The 13,044-nt window shown below is 64.6% G+C and carries 12 protein-coding genes; 5 read left to right on the top strand and 7 right to left on the bottom strand.

Going from position 1 to position 13,044, the window contains the following annotated elements; all coding sequences use genetic code 11:
* Nucleotides 1-127: GTP-binding protein (locus Q0X85_RS07750; RefSeq protein WP_297771155.1), on the bottom strand; the 127-nt coding region annotated here is incomplete at its 3' end.
* A 108-nt stretch (nucleotides 128-235) separates the two neighbouring features.
* Complete coding sequence (locus Q0X85_RS07755) at nucleotides 236-934, bottom strand: hypothetical protein (RefSeq protein ID WP_297771101.1); 699 nt, start codon at nucleotides 932-934, stop codon at nucleotides 236-238.
* Nucleotides 935-1,053: 119 nt separating this feature from the next.
* Between Q0X85_RS07755 and Q0X85_RS07760 the strand changes: the two genes are divergently transcribed.
* Entirely contained in the window at nucleotides 1,054-2,424 is a 1,371-nt protein-coding gene (locus Q0X85_RS07760; protein ID WP_297771103.1) for a cytochrome P450, read from the top strand.
* Here Q0X85_RS07760 and Q0X85_RS07765 read toward each other — a convergent pair.
* Nucleotides 2,421-3,347, bottom strand: a complete 927-nt coding sequence (locus Q0X85_RS07765; RefSeq protein WP_297771105.1) for a LysR family transcriptional regulator — start codon at nucleotides 3,345-3,347, stop codon at nucleotides 2,421-2,423. The genes Q0X85_RS07760 and Q0X85_RS07765 overlap by 4 nt on opposite strands.
* Nucleotides 3,348-3,450: 103 nt before the next feature.
* On the opposite strand from Q0X85_RS07765, the gene metF reads away from it, so the two are divergent.
* Nucleotides 3,451-4,317: a methylenetetrahydrofolate reductase [NAD(P)H] gene (gene metF, locus Q0X85_RS07770; protein ID WP_297771107.1), complete on the top strand. Its 867-nt coding sequence runs from the start codon at nucleotides 3,451-3,453 to the stop codon at nucleotides 4,315-4,317.
* A 61-nt stretch (nucleotides 4,318-4,378) separates the two neighbouring features.
* Nucleotides 4,379-4,861, top strand: coding sequence for a PaaI family thioesterase (locus Q0X85_RS07775; RefSeq protein ID WP_297771109.1), 483 nt, complete (start codon nucleotides 4,379-4,381; stop codon nucleotides 4,859-4,861).
* A 255-nt stretch (nucleotides 4,862-5,116) separates the two neighbouring features.
* On the opposite strand, the gene Q0X85_RS07780 is transcribed toward Q0X85_RS07775, so the two are convergent.
* Both Q0X85_RS07780 and Q0X85_RS07785 read right to left on the bottom strand, forming a co-directional pair.
* Entirely contained in the window at nucleotides 5,117-6,205 is a 1,089-nt protein-coding gene (locus Q0X85_RS07780; protein ID WP_297771111.1) for a DUF2235 domain-containing protein, read from the bottom strand.
* A gap of 118 nt (nucleotides 6,206-6,323) precedes the next feature.
* Entirely contained in the window at nucleotides 6,324-7,454 is a 1,131-nt protein-coding gene (locus Q0X85_RS07785; RefSeq protein ID WP_297771113.1) for a type III PLP-dependent enzyme, read from the bottom strand.
* Between the two features lie 114 nt (nucleotides 7,455-7,568).
* On the opposite strand from Q0X85_RS07785, the gene Q0X85_RS07790 reads away from it, so the two are divergent.
* A complete protein-coding gene (locus Q0X85_RS07790) occupies nucleotides 7,569-8,003 on the top strand; it encodes an Lrp/AsnC family transcriptional regulator (RefSeq protein ID WP_297771115.1) in 435 nt (144 codons plus the stop codon).
* A 134-nt stretch (nucleotides 8,004-8,137) separates the two neighbouring features.
* Entirely contained in the window at nucleotides 8,138-11,284 is a 3,147-nt protein-coding gene (locus Q0X85_RS07795; protein ID WP_297771117.1) for a valine--tRNA ligase, read from the top strand.
* 111 nt (nucleotides 11,285-11,395) lie between these two features.
* Here the strand turns inward: Q0X85_RS07795 and ribD are convergent, their stop codons facing one another.
* Both ribD and nrdR read right to left on the bottom strand, forming a co-directional pair.
* Nucleotides 11,396-12,466 carry a bifunctional diaminohydroxyphosphoribosylaminopyrimidine deaminase/5-amino-6-(5-phosphoribosylamino)uracil reductase RibD gene (gene ribD / locus Q0X85_RS07800; RefSeq protein WP_297771119.1) on the bottom strand — a complete coding sequence of 357 codons (1,071 nt, stop codon included), beginning with the start codon at nucleotides 12,464-12,466 and terminating at the stop codon, nucleotides 11,396-11,398.
* 20 nt (nucleotides 12,467-12,486) lie between these two features.
* Nucleotides 12,487-12,969 carry a transcriptional regulator NrdR gene (nrdR, locus tag Q0X85_RS07805; protein ID WP_297771121.1) on the bottom strand — a complete coding sequence of 161 codons (483 nt, stop codon included), beginning with the start codon at nucleotides 12,967-12,969 and terminating at the stop codon, nucleotides 12,487-12,489.
* Nucleotides 12,970-13,044 lie beyond the last annotated feature (75 nt).

Raw genomic sequence — 13,044 nt, forward strand, 5'->3', positions numbered from 1 at the left:
CATAGGCCCGGAAATCACCAAAATACTTCGTGATCGCCGCCGTCAGCGTCGTCTTGCCGTGGTCAACGTGACCAACCGTGCCGATGTTCACATGCGGTTTCGAACGGTCAAACTTTTCCTTTGCCATATCCTTGGGCGCCTTGTCAGTTGGGGGGCCACCAAAGGCCCGATTGTTACTTCGCGCGCCGTTTATTCAGTTCGCGGCGGAAAATCAAGCCTTACATCGCGCGCCCGGTCACTCTGCCGGGACAGGCGCCACGGGCGGCTCCTCGATCACGGTCGTCTCCTGCACCGCACGCGCCGCAGGGTCCGGCGCCTCACTTGCCTCGGCCGCCTCGGTCTCGGCCGCCGCCGGGCGCGTCAGCTCGGAGGGGTCTTTTTCATTGGCGGGCACCCCGTCATCCTCGAACCAGCCCAGCTTGTCGTTCTGCTGTTCGAGCCAGTTCTGGATCTGCTTGGCCGCGTTGCGGCTGAGGTTCTCGATCTGCTTTTCCTTGCTCTGGGTCAGCCCCGAGCCAAGAAACGTGCTGCCGGAAAACGATTCGAGCACCGTCACCAAATGCGGTTTGTCATTCAGCTTGGCGCCCGCCGCGTCATCCCACGCGGTGACATTGAGAATGAGCGCCGATTTCGGCGAGGCCACCACGGGCACGCCCGGCACCGCCAGAACATATCCCTCGATACTGACGCCGAGATGATAGAGCTGCGTTCCGTTATACCGGCTGAACCGATCGGTCATCGCCTCGGTCATCGCCGCGATCCACTCGTCCTTGCTCGCCTCGCGAGACGCCGGACCCTTGGTCAGGTTCGGAGCGACGACCACGTTATGTCCAAGATGAAAATTTCCCAGATAGACAGGCGCCTCGTCCAGATCGTTCGGATTGGTGCAGGCGGCCAGTATAGCAAGCCCACAAAGCGCGAAGAGACGGATCATTGGATTCTTTCCCTGAGGTGGCAATTCGCGGAGGAGTATCTCAGCGGCTCGCAGGGCGCAATCATTTGCCCCCGGCGCCGCAACGCCCTATGTAATACTGCACCGACAAGAGGTGCCCGATGTCTCAGTCTCTCCAACCGGATCAGACACAACCGCCGGTCCACGTTCCGCTCGTGACCCAACCCATTGGCGTGATGGGAAGCCTGCGCGCGGCGCGGCGCAACGTGCTCTCCATCATACCCGAGATAGCGACCCGCCAGCCAATGGTGTCGGGGCGCACGGGCAAACGCTGGCACATGGTCATGGACCCTGACGCCATCAAACGCATGCTGCTGGAAAATCTCGACAACTACCCGAAATCGGTGGTCACCAAGAACCTGCTGCGCCCGGCCATAGGCGAATCGCTGTTCATCGCGGAGGGCGCACATTGGCGCTGGCAGCGGCGCACGGCGGCGCCTGTCTTTTCGCATCGCAACGTGATGAACCTCTCCCCGATCATGAGCCACGCCGCCGAGCGCAGCACCACGCGCATCACCGAGGTCGGCCCGCGCGCCGTGGACATGGCGGCCGAAATGGTGCGCACCACGTTTGACGTCATTGCCGACGTGACCTTTTCGGGCGACGGCATGTTCGATCTCGACGGGGTGCATCGCGGCATCGACGCCTATATCGCCGAGGCGGGCAAGATCTCGCTTTTCGACATCCTCGGCTTTCCCGACTGGGTGCCGCGCCCGGGGCGGGTGATGTCGGGCGGCTCGGTCGCCGAGATGAAGCGCATCGCCGACGAGGCGGTCGAGGCCCGGCGCGAACGTGGGCCGCGCGAGGTGCCCGATCTGCTCGACCTGCTGCTCGACGGAGAGGACCCTGAGACCAAGCGCCGGATGAGCACGCCGGAACTGCGCGACAATCTGCTGACCTTCATCGTCGCAGGACATGAGACAACGGCGCTCACTCTCGGCTGGTCGCTCTACCTCTGCGCCTATGATCAAGCGGTGCAGGACCGCGCGCGTGCCGAGGCGCAAGAGGTTCTGCAGGGGCGCGCGGCGACCGGCGCGGACGTGGCCAATCTGCCCTTCATCCGCCAGATCATCGACGAGGCGCTGCGCCTCTATCCCCCCGCCGGGCTGATCTCGCGCACGGCTCAGGCCGCCGACACCCTTTGCGGCCGCGAGGTGCGCGCGGGCGACACCGTGATCATCCCGATCTACGCGCTGCATCGCAACCACCTCTTGTGGCCAGAGCCGGACAGGTTCGACCCTGACCGATTTGCCGACCGCAAAAGCATTGAACGTTACGCCTATCTGCCGTTCGGCGACGGGCCGCGCATCTGCATCGGCGCAAGCTTTGCGCTACAGGAGGCTGTGATCGTGCTCGCCACGCTGCTGTCGCGCTTTCGCTTCACCCCGGTGCCGGGCCGAGATCCAGAACCTGTTATGATCCTCACCCTGCGGCCCGATGGCGGGGTCTGGCTTGAGGCAGAGCCGGTCTAGGAGACCGCCTGCTCCATTTCGCCGCGCTGCAACCGCACGGGGATCTCCCGTGCCAGACGAATGAGATGCGACATATAGGGCTTGTCGGCATCCTCTTGCCGGATCGCGGCGTAAAGACGCTTGGTCTTGCCCTCTTTCGTCAACGGCCGTGTCACGTAATCCGTGCTGGTCTTGACCTCGCGCACCACCCAATCCGGCAGCACCGAAACCCCGCGATTGGAGGCGACAAGCAGCAGGATAACCGCCGTCAGTTCAACTTGTCGGATGCTGCGCGGCTCGACCTTGGCTGGCGTCAGCAACTCGGTGAAGACATCGAGCCGCGAGCGGTCCACCGGGTAGGTGATCAGCACCTCGTCGCGAAAATCACCAGCCTCAACATAACTCTTCTGCGCCAGCGGATGCAGGCTCGACGCCACGAACACCGGCTCGTAATCGAAAAGCGGCTTGAACGTCACGCCGGGCAGATCCTCGGGATCAGATGACACGACAAGATCGACCTCTTCTTTCTGAAGTGCGGGCAGCGCATCAAACGCAAGGCCGGGCCGGATATCGACATCCACCTCGCCCCATGTCTTGCGAAACCGCTCGAGCACAGGAAAGAGCCACTCAAAACAGGCATGGCATTCGATTGCGATGTGCAACCGCCCGGCACTGCCCTCGCGCAGCCCTTCGAACTCATGCTCCAGCGCCTCGATCTCGGGCAGGATCTTTTCGGCCAGCCTGAGCAGGCGCTGACCTGCGGACGAGAGGCGCAAGGGCTTGGATCGTCTTACGAATAGCTCGACACCGGCCTGATCCTCCAACCCCTTGATCTGGTGACTGAGCGCGGATTGAGTGATGTGCAGCAGATCGGCCGCACGCGCCAAACCGCCGGCCTGATGAATGGCCCGGATCGTCCTGAGGTGGCGGAATTCGATGTGCATTATTAGCGAACCTCATTCAAACCATGAATTTAATGAAGTTGTCTCACAATGCTGCGCCTGCAACAAGGGGGTACATGGTAACGTGCCAATCAGGATGACACAGATGAAAACCCCGCGCATCTCTTTCGAATTTTTCCCGCCCAAATCGCTGGAGGCGTCCTTTCGCCTCTGGGACACGATCCACACCCTTTCGCCGCTTGACCCGCGCTTCGTATCGGTCACCTACGGCGCGGGCGGCACGACACGCGAATTGACCCGCGAGGCCGTGGGCACGCTGCACAGGGCCACCGGCCTCAATGTCGCCGCCCACCTGACTTGCGTCGATGCCAGCCGCGCCGAAACGCTCGAGATCGCAGGCCAATTCGCCGACGCGGGCGTCTCCGAGCTTGTGGCCCTGCGCGGCGACCCGCCCAAGGGCTCGAACGGGTTCACGCCGCACCCGGACGGGTTCGCCGATAGCTGCGAGCTGATCTCGGCGCTGGCCGACACCGGCAAATTCAGCATCCGCGTCGGTGCCTACCCGGAAAAGCACCCCGAGGCCGCCGACAGCCGCGCCGATATCGACTGGCTCAAGCGCAAGATCGACGCCGGCGCCACCGAGGCGATCACGCAGTTCTTCTTCGAGGCCGACACCTTCTTCCGGTTCCGCGATGCCTGCGCGGCAGCGGGCATAGACGCCCCGATCATCCCCGGCATCCTGCCGATCGAAAACTGGACCGGCGCGCGCAAATTCGCCACCTCCTGCGGCACGCAGGTGCCCGCATGGCTCGACAGTGCGTTCGACAAGGCGATCCGCGACGACCGGCACGATCTGCTGGCCACGGCGCTCGCCACGGAACTGTGCAGCAAGCTGATCGAGGGTGGCGTCGAAGACCTGCATTTCTACACGCTCAACCGCCCCGAACTGACCCGCGATGTCTGTCATGCCTTGGGCGTGACACCCAAGGTGGCGCTGCGCGACGTGGCCTGACGGCTTGCCCCCCGGCGCGGCGCGGCCTAGCGTGGCCGCGCACGCGCCACGGGGGACCATCATGCCGGATCACGCCACATCGCTCGACGATCTACCCGATATGACAGCACTCCTGTCGCGCTCGGGGCTCGACTTCATGCGCGACATGATCGCGGGCACCCTGCCCGGCCCGCCCATTGGCGCAACCTTGGGCTTTCATCCCGTAGAGGCCGAGCCGGGCCGCGTCCTCTTCGAGGGCATGCCCGAATTTGCCGCCCTCAACCCGATGCGCGGCGTGCATGGCGGCTGGTATGGCGCGATTCTCGACAGCTGCATGGGCTGCGCGGTGATGACCAAGCTGGCGCGCGGCGAGATTTACACGACACTGGAGTTCAAGACCAACATCACCCGTGCCCTGCCCATGGGCCGCGCGGTGCGCGCGATCGGCACGGTGCAGCATCACGGCCGCTCCACGAGCGTCGCCACCGGCGAATTGCGCGGGGTCGAGGATAACAAGCTCTACGCCACCGGCTCCACCACCTGCATCATCATGCGCCCATCATAACGTTGAAAGCGTGGCCGCTCTGGCCTTGAGCTGCCGTTAGGATAAGCCGCGCATTGCCGACGCGCGTGGTGGCGATCCGACACCAGTTCTCGGGCACTTTATGCCAGCCAGATCCGAAAAATAGCTGATCGAAGAACAGGTTGCAGGCAAATCGCCGCCGCGGGGGGCGCGTCGGCAATGCGCGGCGGGCTTCGCCCTCGATTCCGCGCAAGTGCGTCGATCATACGTCCGATCAAGGCCCGGTCGCACCCGGCCTCACATCCCACTCTGTTGCTTGAGCACACCTGCCAGACGCGGCCCGCCCCAGCCCCGCCTCACTTGCCCATCGACACTCTCATGCAGGCGTTCAGACCGGTCTCGCCCCACAATCCGAGGGCTGCGCAACAGCAATATCTTGCTCCAGCCCTGCCATGTCCCCACAGGGGGGGCATTCACATCCTGCTCAAACCGCGCGCGCCATCCCTCGGGCAGCTTCAGATCGCACCCCTCGGCACATTCCAGCATCCAGACCAGCGGTATGTTCGAGAGCGGACGCGCCACATTGTATCCGCATAACTGCCCGCCCACATCGCCATGACTGCCCCGAAACCAGACCTGCTCTACATGGCCGTCATACTCGGGCCGGCATTCCCACAGGACCGGTGTATAGGCATTGCGCGTCTCATCCAGCGCCAATGCGTGAAAGCCGTGCCGCGTCGTCCGACCGAGGTGATGGCTATGAAATCCATGCGCATCCACCCGGAACCGCCACAGGACCGGAATCCGCAGGCCCAGCGCCTTGACGGTATCCCAGACGCCGACCATCTCGACATGACACTCCGCATGGCAATACGCATTTGAAAAGGCCATTGCCGCCGCGTCGTGGGGCGCGCAGCGATAGTGCCGGAAGGCGAGGCGCACATTGCGTTCCGTCGCCGCCTCGGCGCGCAGCAGGCCGATCCGGTCGATCACCCCGGCCAGCGAGCGCACCGCATAGGCCCCACGCGAATAGCCCATCAGAAAAATCCGGTCACCCGGACGGTAGCGGCTGGCAAGATAGCCATAAGCCCGCCGGATATGCCGGTTGATCCCGCGCCCGAGAATGATGTCTCCCGTGGCCCGCCAATCCCGCCATTGTATGCCCGCCTCGTAATAGAGCGACAGGTCCGACCCGGCCATTTCACGCAGCAGCTTGTAGGTCAGGCCGGCATTCGTCTCACAGCCCGGCGCGAGGGTGGACATGGTCCCGTCGAGGATCAGCACATGGGTGACCGGGCCCCGCCTGTGGGCAAAGGCCGGGTGCCCCTCTTTCGGACCGGGGTGCAGCCACTCGAATATACCCTTGGTCCAGTCACGCCACGACATGACACGCCCTTTCACCTTCCCCGATCCGGCGCGCAATGCCGGGTCAGGTCTGTCTCAGCCGCACCCAGTCTGCGCAGAATTTTCTTTCATTTCCATGAAATTCAACGTGAACACTGCGTCAGAGCGAGGCGACCGTCACCACATCGCGCAACCCATAGCCATTGAATCCGGTGCTGAGGCTGCGGGTGTAGGCGCCCATGCCGTGGATCAGCAGGTGATCGCCCTCGGCCAGATCATCCGGCAGGGGCAAGGGCGCGGGCAGCCGATCGATGCTGTCACAGGTCGGGCCAAAGACGACGCGCGGCTGAGGGGCGCCGCGCCGGGCGGTACCGTCGGGGCCGATCACCTCGATCCGGTCGGGCGCGCCGATATCGCGGATCTCGGTGAGGCCCCCATAGACCCCGTCATTGACAAAGATCGCGCCGCTGTCGCGCAGCGCCTTGACGCGCACCGCCATGCTGAACGCCTCGGCGACCATGGCGCGGCCCGGCTCGCAGACAAGCGTCGGGGCGTCCGCGCCGAAGTGCTGAGCCATCCGGCTGCCGATATGGGCAAAGATCGCCGCGAGGTCCGGCGCGTGTCCGGTGCGGTGCGAGGCGAAACCACCGCCGACATTGAGCCGGTGCAGCCGCACGCCCGCGCTGCGCGCCACCTCGGCAGCGGCGGCGATATAGCTGCCCCAGGCGTTCGGGTCGGCGCATTGGGTGCCGGGGTGAAAGGTCATCGACGGGGTGAAACCGCGCGCCACCACTGCGCGCAGCAACTCCGCCGCGCGGTCGGGGCCGACGCCGAATTTCTCTCCGAAATCATAGGCCGCGCCGACCACAGGGAGGGCCAGCCGCACGCTGATCTCGGCATCGGGCGCGACAGCCCCGGCCAGCTTGTCCAACTCATGCAGGCAATCGACCGAGAAGGAGCGCACGCCCATCTCAGCAGCGATCCTGACCTCGGCGGGGGAGCGCACCGGGTTGTTGTAATGCAGCGCGGCATCGGGGGCTGTGGCGCGCACGGCACGCATCTCGGCGGGGCTTGCCACGTCAAACCCGGTGATCCCGGCGCGGGCGAGATTGGCCAGCACCTCCTCACCCGGATTGGCCTTGACCGCATAGGTCACAAGACCGGGAAAGCCCTCAAGAAAGGCCCGCGCCGTGGCCTGAAGCCCGTCGGGGCTGAAATAGAGCACCGGCGCATCGGGTGCATGGCGCAGAAGATGCGCGCGCGGGTCGGACATGTTGGCAAAGTCACGCATGACGGGGATACCTCTTTTCTGCTCGTTTTCTCCAGTGTGCCGCAGAATTCCGTCGATTCATCGCGTCACTTCTTATAATATGACAAGACTGGATAACATAGTGACAGATTAACCATGCAGATCGACGACACAGATCGAAACCTGATTACCCTCCTTCAGGACAATGCCCGCCTGCCGGTGGCGACGCTCGCGCGTCGTCTTGGCCTTGCGCGCACCACGGTGCAGGCGCGGCTTGACCGGCTGGAAAATTCGGGCGTGATCGCGGGGTATGCACTGCGGCTCGGGCAGGCCGCGCGCGCCGCATTACGCGCTACGGCACTCCTGAGCATCGAGCCGCGCACCGGCCCGGCGGTGCTGGCGCGGCTCAAGTCCCTGCCGCAGGTGCGCCGGGTGCATACCACCTCCGGGCGGTTTGATCTGATCGTGACGATCGAGGCCGAGACCACCGAGGCGCTTGATGACACGCTCGACCGGATCGGCGAGGCCAAGGGGGTGAAGGGGTCCGAGAGCCTGATTCACCTGGCCACGAAACTCGACCGGGGCGCATGAGGCCCGCGTCGTAATATGAGTATTTTTGCCAAGAAGAAACACGGGCGCGCAGATTCCCTGGCGCTTTGGCTTTTCCTTTGGCCGCGCATTCGATAGAGCATCGCAAAACCCATAACTGGCAGGACCGACAAGTCATGGCGATGGACAAGACATTCAACGCAGCCGAAGCCGAAGCGCGGCTTTACGAGGCCTGGGACACGGCCGGGGCCTTTGCCGCCGGGGCCAATGCGAAGGCAGGGGCCGAGACCTTCTCGATCATGATCCCGCCGCCGAACGTGACGGGCAGCCTTCATATGGGCCATGCGTTCAACAACACGTTGCAGGATATCCTCATTCGGTGGCACCGGATGCGCGGGCATGACACGCTCTGGCAGCCGGGGCAGGATCATGCGGGTATTGCCACGCAGATGGTGGTGGAGCGGCAACTGGGCGAGCAAGGGCAGCGGCGCACCGATTTCACCCGTGAGGAGTTTCTCTCGAAGGTCTGGGACTGGAAGACGCAATCGGGCGGCACGATCATCAATCAGTTGAAGCGTCTGGGTGCCTCCTGTGACTGGTCGCGCAATGCGTTCACCATGTCCGGCGCGCCGGCCGCGCCCGAGGGCGAGGACGGCAATTTCCACGATGCCGTGATCAAGGTCTTTGTCGACATGTACGACAAGGGCCTGATCTATCGCGGCAAGCGGCTGGTGAACTGGGACCCGCATTTCGAGACCGCGATTTCAGATCTGGAGGTCGAGAATACCGAGGTGCCGGGCCATATGTGGCACTTCAAGTACCCGCTGGCGGGGGGCGAGACCTATACCTATACCGAGCGTGACGAGGACGGGACCGTGCTCTTCGAGGAAGAGCGCGATTACATCTCGATCGCCACGACGCGGCCCGAGACGATGCTGGGCGATGGCGCGGTGGCGGTGCATCCGTCGGACACGCGCTATGCACCCATCGTCGGAAAGCTGTGCGAGATCCCGGTAGGGCCGAAAGAGCATCGCCGCCTCATTCCGATCATCACCGACGACTACCCGGACCCGAATTTCGGCTCGGGCGCGGTCAAGATCACCGGCGCGCATGATTTCAACGATTACGGCGTGGCGCAACGGGGCGGTATCCCGATGTACCGGCTGATGGATACCCGCGCGCAGATGCGCGACGATGGCGCGCCCTATGCCGAGGCCGCGGCGCGCGCGCAGGAGATCGCGACAGGTGCTACGTTCACCATCGAGGAGGTGGATACGCTCAACCTCGTGCCCGATCACCTGCGCGGGCTGGACCGGTTTGCGGCGCGGGAGAAGGTTGTCGAGGAAATCACCGCTGAGGGTCTCGCGGTGATGGTGCCCGCCCCCTCATCGTCATCCTCCGGCTTGACCGGAGGATCTCATGATCAAGAGATCCCCGATCAAGTCGGGGATGACGTCACCCTGATCCCGCTGGTGGACTCAAAACCGATCATGCAGCCGTTCGGCGACCGCTCCAAGGTGGTGATCGAGCCGATGCTGACCGATCAGTGGTTCGTCGACACCGCCCGGATCGTGCAGCCCGCGCTTGACGCCGTGCGCTCGGGCGAGGTGACGATCCTGCCCGAGGCCGACCGCAAGGTCTATTTCCACTGGCTGGAGAATATCGAGCCGTGGTGCATCTCGCGGCAGCTGTGGTGGGGGCATCAGATTCCGGTGTGGTATGGGTTCGATCTCGGCTCACCCGATTTCCGCGATGACGAGAACGACGGTGCGCTTGACCTTGTGGAGATGCTGCGCGGATTGAACGAGGGGCATACCGGCCACCTGATGGAATGCGGGGAGGATTTCGCCGCGGTGTCGGACGCCTGGCACGACACGCTGGCGGCGCTGCCGGTTCCGCTCGCCGCGATGCAGGTGGTCGAGGTCGCGAGCCACGACGAGGCCCTGCACCGGCTGGCCTCGGCGCTGGCCGAGTATACCGCAACGCAGGACCCCACGCACCTGATCTACCCGGTCTGGCGTGACCCCGACGTGCTCGACACATGGTTCTCGTCCGGGCTCTGGCCGATCGGCACGCTCGGCTGGCCCGAGGACACGCCGGAATTGCAGAAGTATTTCCCGACCTCGGTGCTGATCACCGGGTTCGACATCATCTTTTTCTGGGTCGCGCGGATGATGATGATGCAATATGCGGTGGTGGGGCAAAAGCCGTTTTCCCATGTCTATGTCCACGCCCTCGTGCGCGACGAGACCGGCAAGAAGATGTCCAAATCATTGGGCAACGTGCTCGACCCGCTGGATCTGATCGACGACTACGGCGCGGATGCGGTGCGCTTTACCCTGACGGCGATGGCCGCCATGGGCCGCGATCTGAAGCTCAGCAAGGAGCGGATCGCGGGCTATCGCAATTTCACCACCAAGCTGTGGAACGCCGCCCGCTTTGCCGAGATGAACGAGGCGACCGGCTCGGGCGGCGCGATCCCCACCCCGACCGCCACGGTCAACAAGTGGATCATCGGTGAGACCGCCAAGGCCCGGATCGCGGTGGACGAGGCGCTGGAGAATTTCCGCTTCAACGACGCGGCGAATACGCTCTATGCCTTTGTCTGGGGCACGGTCTGCGACTGGTATGTGGAGTTTTCCAAGCCGCTCCTGATGGATGGCGACGACGCCACCAAGGCAGAGACGCAGGCGACCATGGCCTGGGTGATCGACCAATGCCTGATCCTGCTGCACCCGATCATGCCCTTTGTCACCGAAGAGTTGTGGGGCACGCTGGGCGCGCGTCAGAAGATGCTGGTGCATGCTGATTGGCCCACCTATGGCGTGGATCTGGTGGACAACGCGGCGGATCGCGAGATGAACTGGGTGATCGCGCTCATTGAGCAAATCCGCTCGGCCCGGGCACAGATGCATGTACCCGCCGGGCTGCATGTGCCGCTTTTGGTGACAGAGTTGAACGAGGCGGGCCGTGCGGCCTGGGCGCGCAACGAGGTGATGATCAAACGGCTGGCGCGGATCGAGAGCCTGACCGATGTGGATGCCTTCCCCAAGGGCTGCGTGACGGTGACGGTGGAGGGCGGCAGCTTTGGCCTGCCGCTGGCCGATATCATCGACGTGGGAGAGGAAAAGGCGCGGCTGGAAAAGACGCTGGCCAAGCTCGAAAAAGAGCTGGGCGGGCTGCGCGGGCGGCTGAAGAACCCGAAATTCGTCGAAAGCGCGCCCGAGGCGGTGGTTGCGGAAACCCGCGAGAACCTTGCCCTGCGCGAAGAGGAAGAGGCCAAGCTGCGCGCAGCTCTGGCGCGGCTCTCGGAACTGGGCTGACGCGCAAGCCGTTCACCTCACCGGAGGCCGCGATCTGAAAAAGAGATCGAGGCGTCCGGTGAGTGTTTTCCGACCACAGGGCGCCCCTGCCCTATTGCCGTGGATCGCGCGTCAGATGCGCTCCCAACGGTGCATCACATCCGCCCCGACGGGGCATGTCTCGATCAGCCTGAACCGCTCCGCCTCGTCGAGCCGGGCAAGGCCGAGCGCCCCGATCCCAGGCAGCCCTTCGGCGCCGATCGCCAGCCCGGCGGTAAAGCCGATCAACTCGTCCACCACACCGGCCGAGATCAGCGACGCGGCGAGCGCACCGCCGCCCTCGCAAAACACCCGCGTCATGCCCTGCGCTCCGAGCGCCTGCAAGCATGAGGCCGGATCGACCTGACCGGCTGTCACGGCGCAGGGCAACAGGGATGCGCCCAGACCCCGCCACGCCTCGACAAGAGCCGGGTCGACATCGGGCCCGTGGCACAACCACAAAGGCACGGCGGTCGCCGTGCGCGCCAGGTTTGACATGAGCGGCAGATCGAGCCGGCGCGAGACCACGACGCGCACCGGCTGGCGCGTCACGCCCATGTCGCGCGCCGTCAGGGTCGGATCGTCGGCCCGCGCCGTGCCCGCCCCGACCATCACGGCGTCGTGGCGCGCGCGCATCGCATGGACCTGTCGCCGCGCCTGTGGCCCGGTGATCCACTGGCTGTGCCCGGTGGCGGTGGCGATGCGCCCGTCAAAGCTCGACGCTAGCTTGAGCGTGACAGACGGGCGGCCCAACTCGTTGCGCATGAGAAACCCCGCCAGATCACGCCCGGCCTCATCGGCCATGACCCCGGTCGTCACCTCGACACCGGCCGCCATGAGCCGCTCAAAGCCACGCCCCGAAACCCGCGCGTCGTTGTCCCTGAAGGGTGCCACGACCCGCACGATCCCGGCGTTGACGAGCGCGTCCGCGCAAGGCGGCGTCCGCCCATGATGCGCGCAAGGCTCCAGCGTGACATAGGCGGTGGCGCCCTGCGCCGCCTCACCAGCCTGGGCCAGGGCCTGCGTCTCGGCATGCGGACGACCGCCCGGCGCCGTGCATCCGCGCCCGACGATACGGCCATCCTTGACGATCACGCAGCCCACCGCCGGATTGGGCGCGCATTGCCCCATGACCCGCCGCCCAACCGACAGGGCCAGGCTCATATAACGCGCGTCCGCCCCGGTCACGCGTCCGGGTCGGGTGTGGCGACCGCGTCTTCGGGGCGCAATTCGCTCACAAACCGGTCAAAGTCGTCAGCTTCCTGGAAATTCTTGTAAACACTGGCAAAGCGCACATAAGCCACCGTGTCGATCCGCGCGAGGCTCTCCATCACGATCTCGCCCACGGTCTTGGAGGGGATATCCGTGTCGCCCATGCTCTCCAGCCGGCGCACGATGCCGGAAATCATCTGCTCCACGCGCTCGGGCTCGATGGGGCGTTTCTGGAGCGCGATGCGGATCGAGCGTTCCAGCTTGTCTCGATCGAAATCTTCGCGCCGGCCATTCGTCTTGACAACCACGAGGTCGCGCAACTGTACCCGCTCATATGTCGTGAACCGCCCACCGCAAGCCGGGCAAAAGCGACGTCTGCGGATCGAGACATGCTCCTCCGCCGGGCGTGAATCCTTGACCTGCGTGTCGATATTTCCGCAAAACGGGCAGCGCATAGGCCGTCCCCCTTTTCATCCTTGCCTCTCGGATCATGGGTCTTTTGCCCGGTTATCCACACTCACTATAGGACA

The sequence above is a fragment of the uncultured Roseovarius sp. genome, from assembly GCF_947259555.1.
Lineage (GTDB): Bacteria > Pseudomonadota > Alphaproteobacteria > Rhodobacterales > Rhodobacteraceae > Roseovarius.